This is a genomic window from Pseudomonas sp. GW823-FHT06B06 (assembly GCF_058795195.1).
On sequence record NZ_JBXAHO010000068.1, the window covers coordinates 1 to 16,597 of the forward strand.

The following is a 16,597-nucleotide window of genomic DNA, read 5'->3' on the forward strand; positions in this document are numbered from 1 at the left end:
CAGTCAGAATCGAGCCTTGTCCCTCCTCCTCCCTTCAAGTCCTACCATACAAGCGAGCCTGCTCGCGAAAGCGGTGTGTCAGCCAACGTATACGTCAGCTGATATAAAGCTTTCGTGAGCAGGCTCGCTCCCACAGGTCTATATGAATCCGCACAACCGGTCAGTTGCCTGGAACCTGCGCGGCGTTTCGGTATCGAATCTACCGATACCGCGCCCCACCATTCAAACAGCCGTTTCGCGGTTGTTGCCACTGGGGCCGTCGATACACCTACATGCCCTTGAGTGGCTGTCAGCGCTCGGGTAATGTCATCAGACCCATAGGACAGAGCACGCCCATGACTTCCAAGCTGGAACAACTCAAACAGATGACCACTGTTGTTGCCGATACCGGCGACTTCGAAGCAATCGCTCGCGTCAAACCCGTGGACGCCACCACCAACCCGTCGCTGCTGCTCAAGGCGGCGTCGATTCCCGCTTATGCCGAATTGCTGAACGCCTGCGTCAGCGACTGCAAGGGCGATGTAGGCCTGGCCAGCGACCGTTTTGGCGTCGCGGTGGGGCAGGAAATCCTCAAGGTGATTCCTGGCCGCATTTCCACCGAAGTGGATGCCCGCCTGTCGTTCGACACGGACGCCGTCTTGAAGCGCGCGCATCGTCTGATCGAGCTGTACGAAAACGCCGGCATCGGCCGTGACCGGGTGCTGATCAAGATCGCCTCCACCTGGGAGGGCATCCGCGCTGCCGAGATCCTGGAAAAGGAAGGCATCCAGACCAACCTGACCCTGCTGTTCTCGTTTGCCCAGGCCGCTGCCTGTGCCGACGCCGGGGTATTCCTGATTTCGCCGTTCGTGGGCCGCATCTACGACTGGTACAAGAAAGCCACCGGTAACGACTTCGTCGGCGCGGACGATCCAGGCGTGCAGTCGGTGACCCGCATCTACAACTATTACAAGGCCAATGACTACAAGACCGTGGTCATGGGCGCAAGCTTCCGCAATCTCGGCCAGATCGAGCAACTGGCCGGCTGCGACCGCCTGACCATCAGCCCGGACCTGATCGACAAGCTGGCGGCAGACACCGGCAAGCTGGAGCGCAAACTGGCGCCGGGCAATGCCGGTGAAGCGCGCTTGAACCTCAATGAAGCGCAATTCCGCTGGCTATCCAACGAGGACGCCATGGCGACCGAGAAACTGGCCGAGGGCATTCGCCAGTTCGCCCGTGACCAGGAGAAGCTGGAGGCGTTGTTGCAGGCCAAGCTGTGATCTGAATCGGCGAAATGCAAAAAGGGCGAACCTTGGTGGGTTCGCCCTTTTTTGTGCGTCCTGATTGGATGTGGCGATCTTTCTGACGCCTTCGCGAGCAGGCTCGCTCCCACAATGTCCTTCGTATTACGTAACTCGCTCCCCTGTGGGAGCGAGCCTGCTCGCGAAGGGGCCAGCCCGGCCAACCATCAATGCCGCTCCAGCGCATTCACCAGGTCATGAAAGGCTTCACGATTGGAGTCGTTCAGCCCCATGAGGATCTTGTGCGCTTCCAGCACCTTGATCCGCACCACTTCTTCCGACTGATCCTGATCAGGCAGGTCGTCCAGGCATTCCGGGCATGGCACTGGCTGGTCGACGATGTTGAACACCTGCTCGAACCCCATCGACTGCAACAGACGGGTGATGTCTTCGTGGGTGGTGACCACGGTCGGCAGCAGCCCGACCTTCTGCCGCGACAGGATCGACAATTTGGCCAACAGGCCCAAAGTCGTGCTGTCGATGCTGCGGGTCTCGGTCAGGTCGATCACGATCGCGTTGAAATTCAACGCGGTGAAGATCCGATCAATAGTCGCATCCAACGCCGAACACAGGGTCAGGCGAACTTCACCGACGAATTTCAGGACAAAGGTGCCGTCCTGTTCGGCGAACTGGATTCTACCGGTACTCATCAAAGATTCCTGCTCAACACCAACAGGGCGATATCATCCGGCATCTCCCCTAGCGTGGCCAATCCAAAAACCTGCCGCAGGCCATCCAGGCTGCCGCCCGCCGCCTTGACCCGTTCGGGCAACGCAGCTTCTTTTTCTTTGAGTGTGGGTTCTGGCAAAAGGTCCAGAATGCCATCTGACATCAGCGTCAGGCTGAACGTCGGCGGCAACTCCAGCACGTGATCTTCGTAGGTGGCTTCATTGAAGAGGCCTACCGGCAGACCACGCCCTTGCAGATAACTGACACTGTCGGGTGTGTACAACACAGGCAACGGCAAATGACCACCGATGCTATAGGTCAACAAACCTGTCTCCTCGTCGATGACTCCACCGACCATTGTGACGTGTTTGCCCAGCTTACAACTGATCAGGCCCCGGTTGATATGCCCAAGCACCTCAGACGGCTTGAATTCCGGCAAGGTACCGCTGCGCTTGGACTCGAACAACAGGCGCGTGGTCATGAATTTCAACAGCACAGTGACAAAGGCTGAAGAAGCACCGTGCCCGGAAACATCCGCCAGGTAGAACGCCACGCGGCGCTCGTCGACCCGGAAATAGTCGACAAAATCCCCCGACAGGTACAGCGACGGGATGATCTGGTGGGCAAACTTGAAGTCGTTGATGGCCCAGGGGCTGACCGGCAGCATGTTCATCTGCACCTGGCGACCGGCGTTCTGGTCTTCCTGGAGCAGGTTCAGGCTGGCGGCGAGCTCGCGGTTGGCCTTCTCCAGCTTCTCGCGATAGCGCTGGTTTTCCATCAGCAGGCGCGCACGATCCAGGGCCCGACGCACAGAGTGCTCGAGCACGGCCAGATCTTCGAGAGGCTTGATCAGGTAATCCGCCGCGCCCAGGCGCAAGGCCTCGACCGCATCGTTCATTACGCCGGCGCCCGACACCACGATCACCGGTGTTTGCGGCGAAAGCTCGGTGACCTGGCGGATGAGTTCGAGTCCGCCCATCTGTGGCATGCGCAGATCGCAGATGACCAAGTCGGGCTTGTCTTGCTCGAATACCTGAAGACCCTGCTGACCGTTGCTGGCCTGCAGGACGCTGAAACCACTGTCTTCCAAATAGGCCGCGAGGCTCGCGCGCACTACCTCGTCATCATCGATTATCAGCAGCGTGGCACTGGTTTTTGGCATGTGGGCAAACGGCGCCAGAATTAGGTTGGCGTAGCGGCGCGGATTTTGGCCCGGCTCTGACTACTGGATTCGCTTTCTAGCCTCTCTGGCGCACTGTTTTCGAGCATTTACCCGATCCACACGTACACCAGAGGTGCCCTTCTAAGGCGCAGACGGTACTCCCATCCGCGAGGCGTTTCAAGCTCACGCCGATGGTCGCTTGGCGCCGGCACTTTTGAAATCACCGGGAGTTATAAGAACCGTCCTGACCGAAACCCAATGAAAGGTCCTGGCGAACGACAAAAATGCAGAAGGCGGCTCGATGGCCGCCTTCTTTTTACCGCTGTGGATCAGAAATCGTCTTCGACCTGACCATCCTTCACCTTGAATTCGCGGTTCTGCAGATAGGCGTTGCGGATGAACGTGTACTTGTCGCCCGTAATCAACTTCTCGGAGGACAGCAGGTCCGCCCGGGTATCGACGATGTTCAGGCCGAAGATCGAATTACGCACCGGCACGTCGTTGATGTACGGATAAGGACCGGTGTAGCTATCGACGAACTTGGATGGCGCATCACGCACGGTGCTAGGCCCCAGGAGCGGCAGCATCACATAAGGCCCGCTGCCCATGCCCCAGTAACCGAGGGTCTGGCCAAAGTCTTCGTCGTTGCGGTGCAGCCCCATGTGGGTACCCACGTCGAAGAAGCCCAGCACGCCGAAGGTGGTGTTGAAGATCAGTCGCGCGGTGTCGACACCCGCGGCGGTGGGTTTGGCCTGCAGGATATCGTTGGCGAGGTTGGTCACGTCGCCGACGTTGCGGAACATGTTGTGGATGCCATCTTCAAGAAACTGCGGTGTCACGAACTGATAGCCCTGGGCCAGAGGCTTGAGGGCATAGGTGTCGACGAAGTCGTTGAACTTGAAGATCGGACGGTTGATGCCTTCCCAAGGATCATCTTCCGAGGCTGCCTGCGCAGCAAACGGAATCAGCAGCGCACCGGCGCATACACAAAGCCGAGCGAGAGGATTGCTCCAGCGCATAAAAAAACTCCTTGGACTATACCGTCGCCGGACGCTTGGCCCGGCGCAAAGGCTGCCAGTATAAGACGATTCGGCCACTTTAGGCAGCATGGGGCCCGTCCCCGCGCACGATCTTGGCAGAATGCGAGCAATTCACAACAGTGTCACTCAACTGTCACCGTCGCCCTCTAGCCTTGAGACTATTTCAGGGACGTTGATATGCCGCACGCCGAAACCACCCCGCAAAATGCGCCGAACCTGACTGCCGTGCTGTTCGGGCTGAGTGGCTGCCTGGTGGATTTCGGTGCCCGCACGCGCCTTCAGGGCAACCCAGGCACTGATCACGCACAAGCCACCCCCGGCGCCCTGGACAGTCTGATCAGCCTGCAGCGCCAGCAAATCCCCTGCGCCTGGCTCGATGAGCTCTCCCCCGCCATCAGCCAGGCATTGGCCGGCGGCCTGCCGCAATGGATAAGACCTTCGCAATACGCTGAAACAATCAAACCCTGGCCGGCGCCCGATGCGTGTTGGCAAGCCTTGATGGCGCTGGACATCGAAAGACTCGATGGCTGCGTGCTGGTCAGCGGCGAACCACGACTGCTGCAATCGGGACTCAATGCCGGCTTGTGGACCATCGGCCTGGCGTCCTGTGGCTCGCTCTGCGGGCTTTCGCCCGAGCAATGGCAGGCATTGTCCGCGCAGGAGCGCGACATCAAGCGCAGCAAGGCAACGGTGCAGCTGTTCGGCCTGGGCGTGCATTCGGTAATCGATCACCTTGGTGAACTCGACACTTGCCTGGCCGACATCAGCTTGCGTCGGCTCAAGGGCGAAAAGCCCTGATTCAGATCATGCAGGTTACGCGCGGGTGGATTAATCTAAAGGTAAGCCATAGACCTTTGGCGCGCCGTCGCGGTCTATGCCAGTGCCTATCGATAAAAGGAAGAACGCCATGTCTGCCCGCGAACTGCAAGAACAGCTCAATGCCCTGCGCGAGCAATTGGAACAGAATCCTCCGCTGACCGACGCAGAGCGTGACGACCTGCGCGAACTGATGCAGAAGATCGAATTTGAGCTGGAGCTCGAAACCAAGACACAGGACTCGAGCCTCGCCGATAACGTCAACCTGGCTGTCGATCGCTTCGAACTCGAACACCCGACCCTCGCCAGCACGCTGCGCCAGATTGGCACGGCCCTGCACAGCATGGGAATCTGAACCAAACGCAGAAATCCCCTGCAGGAGCGAGCATGCTCGCGATGGAGGTCAACGATAACGCGGGAAACCTGATGCCCCGCGTTGCCCTCTGGTTTTTCGCGAGCATGCTCGCTCCTACACAATGAATCGTTACTGACGGACCAGGCGATGGTTCGGCAGCTGCACCTCTTCGGTACTGCGATACGGATTGATATCCAGCCCACCCCGCCGCACATAACGCGCATACACCGTCAATTTCTCCGGTTTCAGCAACCGCTGCAGATCAAGGAAAATCCGCTCCACGCACTGCTCATGGAAGTCCGAGTGCTGGCGGAAGCTGACGATGTATTCCAGCAGGCTTGCGTGATCCAGCGCCGCGCCACGGTACTCCACCGCCACGCTGCCCCAGTCCGGCTGACTGGTCACCGGGCAATTGGACTTGAGCAAATGGCTGTGCACGCTCTCCTCGACAATGCGCGACTCATCGCAACGCAGCAGTTCCGGGCGCGGGTGCTCGTAGTTGCTGACGCTGATGTCCAGATCGTCAATGCACACGCCGGGCAAAGCCACCACGCCTTCGGCCTCGACCTCTTTCAGGCTGCGGATGCGCACGCCCACAGGCTTGCCGGCCGCGGCCGACAGGTCCTTGGCCAGGGTCGCTTCAAGACTCGCGGTGTCGGCGAACGGCGTCTGGTTCAAGGAGTTGAGGTAGAGCTTGAACGACTTCGACTCGATGATGTTCGGCGAATCCGCCGGGATGCTGAACTCGCCGATCGCCACCACCGGCTTGCCCGATGGCAACAACCACGACAGTTCGAAGCAATTCCAGAAATCCACGCCCTTGTACGGCAGTGTCTGAGCCGTCAGGCCGAGCTCGGCCCACTTCGCGGTACGCGGGATCGGGAACAGCAGGGACGGCGTGTAAGTGGCGATGTATTCGCTGGATTTGCCCAGCGGCGAGTGTTCGGCTGCGGGATGCATGGCGGAAACCTGACTGAAGAATCAGCGGATTCTACCAGCCTTTGCCGCAGCCTTTGAGTGCTTACTGACTGACAGTCAACTTGCCGACCATGCCGGCCTGGTAATGACCGGGGATGTTGCAGGCAAATTCCAGGCGAGTGGCCTTGCTGAAGGTCCAGGTCAGCTCGGCGGTCTTGCCAGGCGCCACCAGCACGCTATTGGGGTCGTCGTGCTGCATGGCATGCCCCATTCCGGCCATGGCGCCGTGGTCCATTGCCTTCATGCCGGTAGGCGTAAGCATGCCGCTCTGTTGCATCTGCAACATTTCCTGTTGGTGCCGGGCATGCATCGCTGCATCGCCGAGGTTGAATTCGTGCAGCAACTGGCCTTTATTCACCAGCACGATACGCACGGTCTCCCCTGCCTTGATCTCGATAGACTTGGGGGTGAATGTCATGTCAGCCATGACCACCTCCACGCTACGGGTCGCCTTGGCTGCCGGGGCCGGTTGACCAAAATCATAGGTAACCTCTGGAGCCGCCCAAACCGGCGAACCCAGTGCCAACAGACAGCTGGCCAGCAACACGGATTTACGCAAAAACATCGAAGTACTCCAACAAGATTAAGGTTCAGCCTGTGGAAAACTCTAAACTGTCACCGCTGCCCTTTACCTGACAGCCAAATTACAACTTTGTCAGCAAGGCCCGCAGCCTCGTCGCCCACGGTATAACGCTGTCGTTCCATTTAGCCCGAGTCGCCCATGAAACTGCTGATCGTCGAAGACCAACCGAAAACCGGCCATTACCTGCGCCAGGGCCTGACCGAGGCCGGGTTCAATACGGAACTGGTGGCCGACGGCAGCACTGGCCAGCAACTGGCCTTGAGTGGCGACTATGCCCTGCTGATTCTCGATGTGATGCTGCCCGGCCGCGACGGCTGGCAGATCCTGCAAGCGGTGCGCAGCGCCGGCCTCGACACGCCAGTGCTGTTCCTGACCGCCCGGGACGCCGTCGAGGACCGGGTTTATGGCCTGGAACTGGGCGCCGACGATTACCTGGTCAAGCCATTCGCCTTCTCCGAATTGCTCGCCCGGGTCCGCAGCCTGTTGCGCCGTGGCAGCAGCACGCCCCAGGAAACCAGCCTGCAACTGGCCGACTTGCGCCTGGACCTGATCCGCCGCCGGGTCGAGCGCGGCGGCCAGCGCATCGACCTGACCGCCAAGGAGTTCGCCCTGCTGGAAATGCTCCTGCGCCGCCAGGGCGAAGTCCTGCCCAAATCGCTGATCGCGTCCCAGGTCTGGGACATGAATTTCGACAGCGACACCAACGTCATCGAAGTCGCGATCCGCCGCTTGCGCCTGAAGATCGACGACGAGTTCCCGAACAAACTGATCCATACCGTGCGCGGCATGGGCTATGTGCTCGAAGAGCGCCAGTGCTGATGCGCCGGCTGTCCTTGAGCGCTCGCCTGGCCCTGTTATTCGCCGCATGCACCGCCGTGGTCTCGCTGTTCGCCGGCCTGCTGTTCAGCCGCGCCAGCGAGGCGCACTTCATCGAGCTCGACCAGCAGTTGCTCGAGGACAAGCTGATTGGCTTGCGACGGGCATTGCCGGACATTCAATCAAGCCAGCGTGACGCCCGGCTGGCCGACGAGTTGAGCCGGCAGGCCGATCTTTCACTGCGCATCAGTGGCAGCGATGGCCGCCGCTGGTATGACAGCTCCTCCAACCTGCCGCAGACCTTGCCGCACCAGCCCGGACTGTCCACGGTGAGCCACGATGGCACCGACTACCGCGTGCTGAACGCACCGCTGTACCCCGACACACCCGATTCGCCGCAATTGAGCTTGCTGCTGGACATCACCCATCACCAGCATTTCCTGCAGCGCATGCAACACCTGATCTGGCTGACCGTCGGCCTGTCCGCCCTGGCCACCGCCCTGCTCGGTGCCTGGGCCGCACGCAGCGGGCTGCGACCGTTACGCCGCATGAGCGCAGTCGCCAGTGGTGTCTCGGCGCAATCGCTCAACGCACGCCTGCCGGAAGAAGACATGCCGCCGGAGCTGGCGGAAATGGCCCACCATTTCAACGCCATGCTCGGGCGTCTCGACGACTCCTTCCAGCGCCTGTCGGCGTTCTCCGCCGACATTGCCCATGAACTTCGCACCCCGCTGTCAAACCTGCTGACCCACACCCAGGTCACCCTCACCCGCCCCCGCCCCCTCGAGGATTACCGCGAAGCGCTGCACAGTAACCTCGAGGAGCTGCAATGGATGGCGCAACTGGTCAACGACATGCTTTACCTGGCCAAGGCCGACCACGGGCTGTTGATGCCCAAGCGCGAACCGTTGGAGCTGGCAGAGGAAGTGGACCTGTTGCTGGAGTTTTTTGCGCCCCTGGCCGAAGACGCGCGAGTGACGTTGAGCCGTGATGGCGATGCCCGCCTGCAAGGCGACCGCAACATGTTGCGCCGGGCGCTGTCCAACTTGCTGGACAATGCGTTGCGCTTTACCCCGGCCGGGGGTGAGGTTCGGGTGTGGATCAACGACCAGGCCAAAAGCTTGAGCCTGTCGGTGGAAAACAGCGGTGAAGGAATTCCGGCAGATCTGCTGCCACGCCTGTTCGATCGCTTCTACCGCGCAGACCCGGCGCGCCATGAAGGCAGCAGCGAGCATGCGGGATTGGGGTTAGCGATTACCCAGTCGATTGTCCGCGCCCATGGTGGGCAGATTCGTTGTGAATCGGAAAATGGGTGGACGCGGTTTGTGATTGAGTTACCAAAGGGAGAATGAGGCCAGCAGTCCTGACCCCTTCGTCGGAACGCCGCCCGGAGCGAGCTTGCTCCGGGCGGCGTTCCGACGAAGGCGGTGTAACGGCTTACGAATAGCGCAATGCGGTAGCCGGCTCGACCTTCGCCGCCCGCCACGCCGGGTAAACCGTGGCCAAGAAGCTCATGACAAACCCCGCCGTGCAGATCAGGGCCACGTCCGCGCCCTGCAACTCAGAGGGTAGGTTGCTGACGAAATACACGTCGGAACTGAAGATGTGCTGGCCACTGACCCGCTCTACCCAGCCGACCATGGCGCTGACGTTCAACGCCGCAATCACGCCCAACACCCCACCGATCAATGTGCCGACAACCCCGATCACCGTACCCTGCACGATGAAGATCGCCATGATCTGCCGTGGCGTGGCGCCGATGGTGCGCAAAATCGCGATGTCCGCACCCTTGTCGTTCACCACCATGATCAAGGTCGCGATGATGTTGAACGCGGCCACCGCGACAATCATCAGCAGCAACAGGCCAATCATGGTTTTTTCCATCTTCATGGCGCTGAACAGGCTGCCTTGGGTGTGGGTCCAGTCGTCAGCCTTGTAGGCTGCGCCGAGGGCGTTTGCGATGTCGCCCGACACTTGCGGCGCCGCATACATGTCCTTCACCGCCAGGCGCACGCTCTGCACCTGATTCGGCTCCCAGTGCTGCATTTGCGCGGCATCGGCGAGGTGGATCAGCGCCATCGAACCGTCCAGTTCGGCACCGACCTTGAACACGCCGACCACGTTCAGCCGTTGCATGCGCGGGGTGATACCGCCCGGCGCTTTGCTGACTTCCGGCACGATCAGGGTGATCTTGTCGCCCACGTTCAAGCGAAAACGGCGCGCGGTGATTTCGCCGATCACCACACCGAACTCACCCGGTTTCAGGGCATCCAGCCGCCCCTGGACGATGTGCTTGGCGACGATCGACACCTGGCCTTCCAGCGCCGGGTCGACGCCACTGACCTGGATCGGCTGCATGGTGCCCTTGTAGGACAGCATGCCTTCCATCTCGGTGAACGGTACGGCGGCGGTCACTTGCGGATTTTTCATCGCGGCGGCGGCCACCGGCTGCCAATCGTCGATCGGATTAACGCCGACGATGGTCGCATGCGGCACCATGCCGAGGATGCGCGAGCTCATTTCGCGCTGGAAGCCGTTCATCACCGACAGCACCACGATCATCGCCAGCACGCCCAGGGCGAGGCCGATCATCGAGGTCATCGAGATGAAGGAAACGAAGCGATTGCGGCGCTTGGCGCGGGTATAGCGCGTGCCGATAAAGATCGATAACGGTCTGAACATTCGCTGGGGCACCGTATAAAAATAAAAGACCCGACGGACTTTTCAGTGCCGTCGGGTTTCAACCCGTCAGATAGGCGTCAGGCAACCTTCCTGCAAATGCAGGACGCGGTCCATCTGGCGGGCCAGGTTCATGTCGTGGGTTACCACCAGGAACGCCGTGCGCATCGAAGTGCTGAGTTCCAGCATCAAGTCCTGGATACCCTGGGCGGTGTGAGCGTCGAGGTTGCCGGTAGGCTCGTCGAGCATCACCAGGCCGGGGTTGTTCACCAGGGCGCGGGCGATTGCCACACGCTGGCGTTCGCCACCGGACAGCTCGGCCGGCTTGTGCTCCAGGCGATGGCCCAGGCCGACCCGCTCCAGCAACGCCGTGGCACGCTTGCGCGCCTCGGGAATCGCGGTCTTGCCGATCAGCAGCGGCATGCAGACGTTTTCCAGGGCAGTGAATTCCGGCAGCAGGTGGTGAAACTGGTACACGAAGCCCAGGGCACGGTTACGCAGCAGGCCGCGCTTCTTTTCGCTCAGCGCCGACAGTTCTTCACCGTCGAGCCAGACGCTGCCCTTGGTCGGCGTATCGAGGCCGCCCAGCAGGTTGAGCAAGGTACTCTTGCCCGAGCCCGACTTGCCGACGATCGCCACACGCTCGCCCGGGTGCAACTCCAGTTGCAGGCCCGCCAACACTTCCACTGACTCCGGGCCTTCCTCGTAGGATTTGCCCAGGCTGCGGCAGCTCAAGATTGCTTTATCACTCATGCGCGACTCACTCATAACGTAGCGCCTCCGCCGGCTGGGTGCGCGCGGCACGCCAGGCGGGATACAGGGTGGCGAGGAAACTCAGGGCCAGCGCCGCACAGCAGACCATGACCACGTCCTGGCTCTGCACTTGCGACGGCAGGTAATCGATGAAATACACGTCGGCATTGAGAAACTTGTGGCCGATCAGGCCTTCAAGCGCCGAGATCGCTGCGCTGACGTTGAGCGCGGCGAAAATCCCGACCACCGCGCCGATGGCCGTGCCGACCACGCCGATGACCGTGCCCTGGACCATGAAGGTGCGCATGATCGTGCCCGGCGTGGCGCCGAGGGTGCGCAGGATCGCGATATCGCCCTTCTTGTCGTTCACCACCATCACCAGCGTGGAAATGATGTTGAACGCGGCGACCGCAACGATCAGCAACAACAACAGGCCGATCATGGCTTTTTCCATGCGGATGGCCTGGTACAGGTTGCCGTGGGTGCGGGTCCAGTCGCGGGCGTAGTAGCGGTCTTCGCCCAGCTCGCGGGCGATGCTCCACGCCTCACGCGGCGCCTGGAACAGATCGTCGAACTTCAGCCGCAGGCCCTGGACCTGGTCCGGTTTCCAGCGATGCAAGCGCGCCAGGTCCTGCAGGTTGGTGATGCCCACGTAACCATCAAGCTCACCGGCGCCGACATGGAAGATGCCGACCACGGTGAAGCGCTTCATGCGCGGGAACATCCCGGCGGGCGTCACAGTGACCTCCGGCGCCACGAACGTCAGCTTGTCGCCCACGGCCGCACCGAGCTTGGCCGCGGCCTTGTCACCGATGACGATGCCGAATTCGCCCGGCGCCAGGTCGTCGAGTTTGCCCTGCAGCATGAAGTTGTCGATGATCGACACCTGGCGTTCCTGCGCCGGGTCGATGGCATTGAGCAGGATCTTGTTGACCTTGCCGTTGTTGGTCAGCAACCCCTGCATTTGCGTGAACGGCGCCACGGCCGCTACCTGCGGGTTCTGCTTGACCTTGGCGGCCAGGCCTTGCCAATCGCTGATCGGCTCGCCGGATTCGATGGTCGCGTGGGGCACCATGCCCAGCACGCGGGTACGCATCTCATGATCGAAGCCGTTCATGACCGACAGCACCACGATCATCACGACCACGCCAAGGGCGAGTCCGATCATCGAGGTCAGGGAAATGAATGACACAAAATGATTGCGACGCTTTGCACGGGTATAACGCGTGCCGATAAATACGAAGAGAGGTCTGAACATGTCGGGGCTTGTTCGGAGGGAAAAGGAACGTCCTTGTGGCGGGGGTCGATAACCAGCTTTACACTCAGACCACCGCCGCTACCATGGGTTCGCCATGTCGACATTAGATGAAGAAGATCGCCGCGAATACTACCGTATCGAGGACATGATCGCACTGGAAATTCGGCCCCTGTCCGCCCTTGAAGCCGCAGGGCAGGAAGTGTTGCAGGATGCTTCCCCGCTATTCAATCTGCTCAGCGAACTGCACCTGAGCGAATTCGAGTCGCAACACCTGCTGCGCCAGATCAGCGAGCGCGACCGCAACCTCGCGGCGTTCCTCAAATCCCAGAACAAGCGCATCGACCTGCTCAGCCAGGTGATCGCCATCACCGTGCTCGGGCAGATCGGCGTCCCCCAGCCGGTGATCATTTCCGAAGGCGGCATCGACTTCCAGCACCCGACCCCCATCGCCGCCGACGCGCGCCTGTCGATCAAGCTGGTGCTGATGCCCCAGGCCCTGGGCCTGTTGCTGCGCGCACGCGTCACCCACTGCGACCGCAAGGGCGAGGGCTACGACGTCGGCACCGAGTTCGAACACTTGACCGATGCCCAGCGACAACTGTTGGCGCGCTACATTTTGCAAAAGCAGGCCCAGGAACGACGCCTGGCCCGCGAACTGAACGAATCAGGCATTTAAATTAAGGAACGATCGTGACCCTCATCTACGGCCACCGCGGCGCCAAGGGCGAAGCACCGGAAAACACCCTGACCAGCTTCCAGCAATGTCTCAAGCACGGCGTGCGCCGTTGTGAACTGGACCTGCACCTGTCCATGGACGGCGAGCTGATGGTCATCCACGATCCGACGCTCAAGCGCACCACCGACCGGCGCGGCAAGGTCGTGGAGCACACGGCGGCAGAGTTGGTGACCTACGACGCGCGCAAGGGCGGACCGGGCTGGATCACGCCGTGCCCGATTCCAACCCTGGAAGAGCTGTTCGAGAAATGCGATTTCGAGCACTGGCAGCTGGAAGTCAAGAGCGCGTCACGCACCCGCGCCGCCACAACGGTGCTGGCGATTCGCGAAATGGCGCAACGACATGGCCTGTTGGACAAGATCACCATCACGTCGAGTTCACGGGAAGTATTGAAGGCGGCGCTGGACCTGGTGCCGGACGTGTCCCGCGGACTGGTGGCCGAATACGCCTGGCTCGACCCGTTGAAGGTTGCGCAAGGCTATGGCTGCGAGATCCTCGCGTTGAACTGGACCCTGTGTACGCCGGAACGCCTGGAGAAGGCGCAGCGCCAGGGGCTGCATGTGTCGGTGTGGACAGTCAACGAACCCGCGCTGATGCGCAGGCTCGCTGATTTCGGCGTTGACAGCCTGATTACAGACTTTCCCGGTTTGGCCACTGCCACGCTCGAGAATTGCTGAAATCGGTCTCCCCGGCCGGCTCAGGCCACCGGCCGGAGCCGCTCAAAAAAGCCGGTTGAGGCCGTCGTACGCGGCAACCCGATAGGCTTCGGCCATGGTCGGGTAGTTGAACGTGGTGTTGACGAAGTACTTCAAGGTGTTGAGCTCGCCGGGCTGGTTCATGATCGCCTGGCCGATGTGCACGATCTCCGACGCCTGGTAACCGAAGCAGTGAACGCCCAGCACTTCCAGGGTTTCACGGTGGAACAGGATCTTGAGCATGCCTTGCGGCTCGCCGGCGATCTGCGCCCGCGCCATGCTCTTGAAGAACGCCTTGCCCACTTCGTACGGCACCTTGGCCTGGGTCAGCTCCTGCTCGTTCTTGCCGATCGAACTGATCTCCGGAATGGTATAGATCCCGGTCGGCACGTCATTGACGAAGCGCCAGCTGCCGTTGTCGACAATGCTGCCAGCGGCCGAACGGCCCTGGTCGTGGGCGGCACTGGCCAGGCTCGGCCAGCCGATGACATCGCCCGCGCCATAGATGTTCTGGATGCCGGTGCGGTAGTTCTCGTCGACTTCGATCTGGCCACGACTGTTGACCTTCACGCCGATGTTTTCCAGGCCCAACTGATCGGTGTTGCCCGTGCGGCCGTTGCACCAGAGCAAGGCGTCGGCCTTGATCTTCTTGCCAGACTTGAGGTGCAGGATAACGCCGTTGTCCACGCCTTCGACGCGGTCGTACTCTTCGTTGTGGCGAACGGTGATGTTGTTGTTGCTGAAGTGGTAGCTCAGGGCCTGGGAAATTTCCGAGTCGAGGAAGCTCAGCAACTGACCGCGGTTATCCACCAGCTCGACCAGTACACCCAGGCCACTGAAGATCGATGCGTATTCGCAACCAATCACGCCGGCACCGTAGACGATGAGTTTGCGCGGGGTGTGGCCGAGGCTGAGGATGGTGTCGCTATCGTAGATACGCGGGTGATGGAAATCGATGTCGGCCGGGCGATAAGGGCGCGAACCGGTGGCGATGATGATGTGCTTGGCCACCAGTTTTTCCACCACGCCGTTGGCGCAGACCACTTCGATGGTTTGCTCGTCGGCGAAACTGCCGGTGCCGAAGAACACGTCGACGCGGTTACGGGCGTAGTAGCCGGTGCGCGAGGCGACTTGCTTGGAAATCACTTTCTCGGCGCTTTTCAACACGTCCGGGAACGAGAACCAGCGCGGCTCACCAATGGCCCGGAACATCGGGTTGGTGTTGAACTGCATGATCTGCCGGACCGAGTGACGCAGTGCCTTGGACGGGATGGTGCCCAAGTGAGTGCAGTTGCCGCCGACCTGGCGACGGCTATCGACCATCGCCACCTTGCGCCCTGCCTTGGCGGCGTTCATTGCCGCGCCTTCCCCCGCCGGGCCGGAACCCAACACCACCACGTCGTAGTTGTAGACAGCCATGCGTACTCCTCAGAACAGGCCGCGGCACCAGCGGCACCTGCGGCTAAATCACGCCAATCTGTGGCATGAAGGAACAATTTGGGGTCCATGCAGAACCCGGACACAGTCTATAGAAGCGTCAACGCCGCGCACATTAACCCTTGGTCGCGTCGTAGGCTAGTTTTGCCTGCACTACAACGCCAGGTTTCAATGCCCGAATCGCCGCAATCACTCGGTTTTCCTGCCACTCAAACGCTCAAAGGCGTGACTGCTGCGTGTGACGAAACCTGTATCGGCACGCATCACAAAAAATGCGCCGATGTCGTGTTTTTCCGCGTAGTCCCAACCCTGCTCCGGGCCGAGAATCAGCAACAGCGTCGATAAGCCATCGGCCATCAGCGCTGAAGGATGAATCACCGTGACAGACGCCAGGTTGTGTGAGACCGGTAAACCTGTGCGCGCATCGAGGGTGTGGGAAAAGCGCTGGCCACCCTGCACGAAATAGTTACGGTAGTCACCCGAAGTCGACAGGCCATAACCGTCGATGGCGATGATGCGCTCGGCCACCTGTTGATCGTCGCGAGGTTCTTCCACAGCGATGCGCCAGGCGGTGCCGTCGAGTTTCCTGCCGGCGGCCTTGAGTTCACCGGTGGCTTCGGCAAGATAGTCGTGGATGCCCATGGCCGTGAGCTTCGCGGCAATCGTGTCCAGCGCATAACCGGCGGCGATACTGTTGAAGTCGACTTCCACGGCGGCGTCCTTGCATAGCTGCTCGCCGTCAATGCGCAGATGATCGTGACCGACACGTTGACGCACCTCGGCCAGCGCCTGTGCAGTGGGGATTTTTTCTTCACGGGCCTGTGGGCCGAACCCCCAGAGATTGAGCAGCGGCTCGACCGTCAAATCGAAAGCGCCTGCACTTTGCATGGACAGTTGCTCACCCACGCGGACCAATTGCAGGACCGACGCAGGCATTACCCGACAGTGGTTGGCCGGTAACGCATTGAATTGCTCGATGTCCGAATCGCTGCGATAGGTCGATAGCTGCCGGTCGACCTCCGCCAGGATCTTCTCGACCTCGACCTGGACGTCTGCCGGGGCAGGAAGACCGGCGTGACGCACGTACTTGACCGAATACGTGCTGCCCATGGTTGGACCGCCGAAGCTTTCCAGGGAATCGCCATTGCCGCAGGCGGACAAGGTGCCGATCAGCACCAAAAGACCATACCGTCGCCAGGTCAACAAATCTCCCCCCAATCATTCCCGGACACAACGCCAGGCTCAGCCATTATGCGATACAAATGTGGGAGCGGGGGGGGGGGGGGGGGGGGGGGGGGGGGGGGGGGGGGGGGGGGGGGGGGGGGGGGGGGGGGGGG

The 16,597-nt window shown here is 61.0% G+C and carries 17 protein-coding genes; 7 read left to right on the forward strand and 10 right to left on the reverse strand.

The window, feature by feature from the left end; genetic code table 11:
* Positions 1-335: 335 nt before the first annotated feature.
* Positions 336-1,262, forward strand: coding sequence for a transaldolase (tal, locus tag AC1Q8Q_RS31000; RefSeq protein ID WP_020798472.1), 927 nt, complete (start codon positions 336-338; stop codon positions 1,260-1,262).
* 188 nt (positions 1,263-1,450) lie between these two features.
* Here tal and rssC read toward each other — a convergent pair whose 3' ends face one another.
* From rssC to AC1Q8Q_RS31015, 3 genes are all read right to left on the reverse strand, one after another.
* Complete coding sequence (rssC, locus tag AC1Q8Q_RS31005) at positions 1,451-1,933, reverse strand: anti-sigma factor antagonist RssC (protein WP_020798473.1); 483 nt, start codon at positions 1,931-1,933, stop codon at positions 1,451-1,453.
* A complete protein-coding gene (gene rssB / locus AC1Q8Q_RS31010; protein ID WP_020798474.1) occupies positions 1,933-3,114 on the reverse strand; it encodes a two-component system response regulator RssB in 1,182 nt (393 codons plus the stop codon). The genes rssC and rssB overlap by 1 nt, the downstream gene beginning before the upstream one ends.
* 329 nt (positions 3,115-3,443) lie before the next feature.
* Complete coding sequence (locus tag AC1Q8Q_RS31015; RefSeq protein WP_020798475.1) at positions 3,444-4,133, reverse strand: MlaA family lipoprotein; 690 nt, start codon at positions 4,131-4,133, stop codon at positions 3,444-3,446.
* Positions 4,134-4,331: 198 nt separating this feature from the next.
* Between AC1Q8Q_RS31015 and pcrP the strand changes: the two genes are divergently transcribed.
* Both pcrP and AC1Q8Q_RS31025 read left to right on the forward strand, forming a co-directional pair.
* On the forward strand, positions 4,332-4,952 hold the full coding sequence (pcrP, locus tag AC1Q8Q_RS31020) for an HAD superfamily inactivated hydrolase PcrP (RefSeq protein ID WP_020798476.1): 621 nt from the start codon (positions 4,332-4,334) through the stop codon (positions 4,950-4,952).
* A gap of 109 nt (positions 4,953-5,061) precedes the next feature.
* Positions 5,062-5,325, forward strand: a complete 264-nt coding sequence (locus AC1Q8Q_RS31025) for a DUF4404 family protein (RefSeq protein ID WP_020798477.1) — start codon at positions 5,062-5,064, stop codon at positions 5,323-5,325.
* Positions 5,326-5,454: 129 nt separating this feature from the next.
* Here AC1Q8Q_RS31025 and queF read toward each other — a convergent pair whose 3' ends face one another.
* Both queF and copI read right to left on the reverse strand, forming a co-directional pair.
* Positions 5,455-6,285, reverse strand: coding sequence for an NADPH-dependent 7-cyano-7-deazaguanine reductase QueF (queF, locus tag AC1Q8Q_RS31030; RefSeq protein WP_020798478.1), 831 nt, complete (start codon positions 6,283-6,285; stop codon positions 5,455-5,457).
* Positions 6,286-6,346: 61 nt separating this feature from the next.
* Positions 6,347-6,868, reverse strand: a complete 522-nt coding sequence (gene copI / locus AC1Q8Q_RS31035; protein ID WP_020798479.1) for a copper-resistant cuproprotein CopI — start codon at positions 6,866-6,868, stop codon at positions 6,347-6,349.
* A gap of 156 nt (positions 6,869-7,024) precedes the next feature.
* Between copI and AC1Q8Q_RS31040 the strand changes: the two genes are divergently transcribed.
* Together AC1Q8Q_RS31040 and AC1Q8Q_RS31045 are read left to right on the forward strand one after the other, a co-directional pair.
* Positions 7,025-7,705 carry a heavy metal response regulator transcription factor gene (locus tag AC1Q8Q_RS31040; protein ID WP_020798480.1) on the forward strand — a complete coding sequence of 227 codons (681 nt, stop codon included), beginning with the start codon at positions 7,025-7,027 and terminating at the stop codon, positions 7,703-7,705.
* Positions 7,705-9,054, forward strand: a complete 1,350-nt coding sequence (locus AC1Q8Q_RS31045) for a heavy metal sensor histidine kinase (protein ID WP_492615921.1) — start codon at positions 7,705-7,707, stop codon at positions 9,052-9,054. Before AC1Q8Q_RS31040 ends, AC1Q8Q_RS31045 begins: the two co-directional genes overlap by 1 nt.
* Positions 9,055-9,139: 85 nt before the next feature.
* On the opposite strand, the gene AC1Q8Q_RS31050 is transcribed toward AC1Q8Q_RS31045, so the two are convergent.
* The 3 genes from AC1Q8Q_RS31050 to AC1Q8Q_RS31060 all read right to left on the reverse strand — a co-directional run bounded on the left by AC1Q8Q_RS31050 (position 9,140) and on the right by AC1Q8Q_RS31060 (position 12,392).
* Positions 9,140-10,384, reverse strand: coding sequence for a lipoprotein-releasing ABC transporter permease subunit (locus AC1Q8Q_RS31050; RefSeq protein ID WP_492615922.1), 1,245 nt, complete (start codon positions 10,382-10,384; stop codon positions 9,140-9,142).
* 66 nt (positions 10,385-10,450) lie between these two features.
* A complete protein-coding gene (gene lolD, locus AC1Q8Q_RS31055; protein ID WP_168757547.1) occupies positions 10,451-11,134 on the reverse strand; it encodes a lipoprotein-releasing ABC transporter ATP-binding protein LolD in 684 nt (227 codons plus the stop codon).
* 7 nt (positions 11,135-11,141) lie between these two features.
* Positions 11,142-12,392 carry a lipoprotein-releasing ABC transporter permease subunit gene (locus AC1Q8Q_RS31060; RefSeq protein WP_492615923.1) on the reverse strand — a complete coding sequence of 417 codons (1,251 nt, stop codon included), beginning with the start codon at positions 12,390-12,392 and terminating at the stop codon, positions 11,142-11,144.
* Positions 12,393-12,486: 94 nt separating this feature from the next.
* Here AC1Q8Q_RS31060 and AC1Q8Q_RS31065 point away from each other — a divergent pair, with 94 nt between their 5' ends.
* Both AC1Q8Q_RS31065 and AC1Q8Q_RS31070 read left to right on the forward strand, forming a co-directional pair.
* Positions 12,487-13,068: a PilZ domain-containing protein gene (locus AC1Q8Q_RS31065; protein ID WP_020798485.1), complete on the forward strand. Its 582-nt coding sequence runs from the start codon at positions 12,487-12,489 to the stop codon at positions 13,066-13,068.
* Between the two features lie 14 nt (positions 13,069-13,082).
* On the forward strand, positions 13,083-13,805 hold the full coding sequence (locus AC1Q8Q_RS31070; RefSeq protein WP_020798486.1) for a glycerophosphodiester phosphodiesterase: 723 nt from the start codon (positions 13,083-13,085) through the stop codon (positions 13,803-13,805).
* Between the two features lie 42 nt (positions 13,806-13,847).
* On the opposite strand, the gene sthA is transcribed toward AC1Q8Q_RS31070, so the two are convergent.
* Both sthA and AC1Q8Q_RS31080 read right to left on the reverse strand, forming a co-directional pair.
* Positions 13,848-15,242: a Si-specific NAD(P)(+) transhydrogenase gene (gene sthA / locus AC1Q8Q_RS31075; protein WP_020798487.1), complete on the reverse strand. Its 1,395-nt coding sequence runs from the start codon at positions 15,240-15,242 to the stop codon at positions 13,848-13,850.
* Positions 15,243-15,449: 207 nt separating this feature from the next.
* Positions 15,450-16,466 (reverse strand): FAD:protein FMN transferase, encoded by a 1,017-nt coding sequence (locus AC1Q8Q_RS31080; RefSeq protein WP_492615924.1) that lies wholly within the window; start codon positions 16,464-16,466, stop codon positions 15,450-15,452.
* Positions 16,467-16,597: the final 131 nt, after the last annotated feature.

Excerpts from the sequence above, each read along its gene's own strand:
- tal (WP_020798472.1), top strand. The coding sequence starts at position 336 with ATGACTTCCAAGCTGGAACAACTCAAACAGATGACCACTGTTGTTGCC.
- rssC (WP_020798473.1), bottom strand. The coding sequence starts at position 1,933 with ATGAGTACCGGTAGAATCCAGTTCGCCGAACAGGACGGCACCTTTGTC.
- rssB (WP_020798474.1), bottom strand. The coding sequence starts at position 3,114 with ATGCCAAAAACCAGTGCCACGCTGCTGATAATCGATGATGACGAGGTA.
- AC1Q8Q_RS31015 (WP_020798475.1), bottom strand. The coding sequence starts at position 4,133 with ATGCGCTGGAGCAATCCTCTCGCTCGGCTTTGTGTATGCGCCGGTGCG.
- pcrP (WP_020798476.1), top strand. The coding sequence starts at position 4,332 with ATGCCGCACGCCGAAACCACCCCGCAAAATGCGCCGAACCTGACTGCC.
- AC1Q8Q_RS31025 (WP_020798477.1), top strand. The coding sequence starts at position 5,062 with ATGTCTGCCCGCGAACTGCAAGAACAGCTCAATGCCCTGCGCGAGCAA.
- queF (WP_020798478.1), bottom strand. The coding sequence starts at position 6,285 with ATGCATCCCGCAGCCGAACACTCGCCGCTGGGCAAATCCAGCGAATAC.
- copI (WP_020798479.1), bottom strand. The coding sequence starts at position 6,868 with ATGTTTTTGCGTAAATCCGTGTTGCTGGCCAGCTGTCTGTTGGCACTG.
- AC1Q8Q_RS31040 (WP_020798480.1), top strand. The coding sequence starts at position 7,025 with ATGAAACTGCTGATCGTCGAAGACCAACCGAAAACCGGCCATTACCTG.
- AC1Q8Q_RS31045 (WP_492615921.1), top strand. The coding sequence starts at position 7,705 with ATGCGCCGGCTGTCCTTGAGCGCTCGCCTGGCCCTGTTATTCGCCGCA.
- AC1Q8Q_RS31050 (WP_492615922.1), bottom strand. The coding sequence starts at position 10,384 with ATGTTCAGACCGTTATCGATCTTTATCGGCACGCGCTATACCCGCGCC.
- lolD (WP_168757547.1), bottom strand. The coding sequence starts at position 11,134 with ATGAGTGATAAAGCAATCTTGAGCTGCCGCAGCCTGGGCAAATCCTAC.
- AC1Q8Q_RS31060 (WP_492615923.1), bottom strand. The coding sequence starts at position 12,392 with ATGTTCAGACCTCTCTTCGTATTTATCGGCACGCGTTATACCCGTGCA.
- AC1Q8Q_RS31065 (WP_020798485.1), top strand. The coding sequence starts at position 12,487 with ATGTCGACATTAGATGAAGAAGATCGCCGCGAATACTACCGTATCGAG.
- sthA (WP_020798487.1), bottom strand. The coding sequence starts at position 15,242 with ATGGCTGTCTACAACTACGACGTGGTGGTGTTGGGTTCCGGCCCGGCG.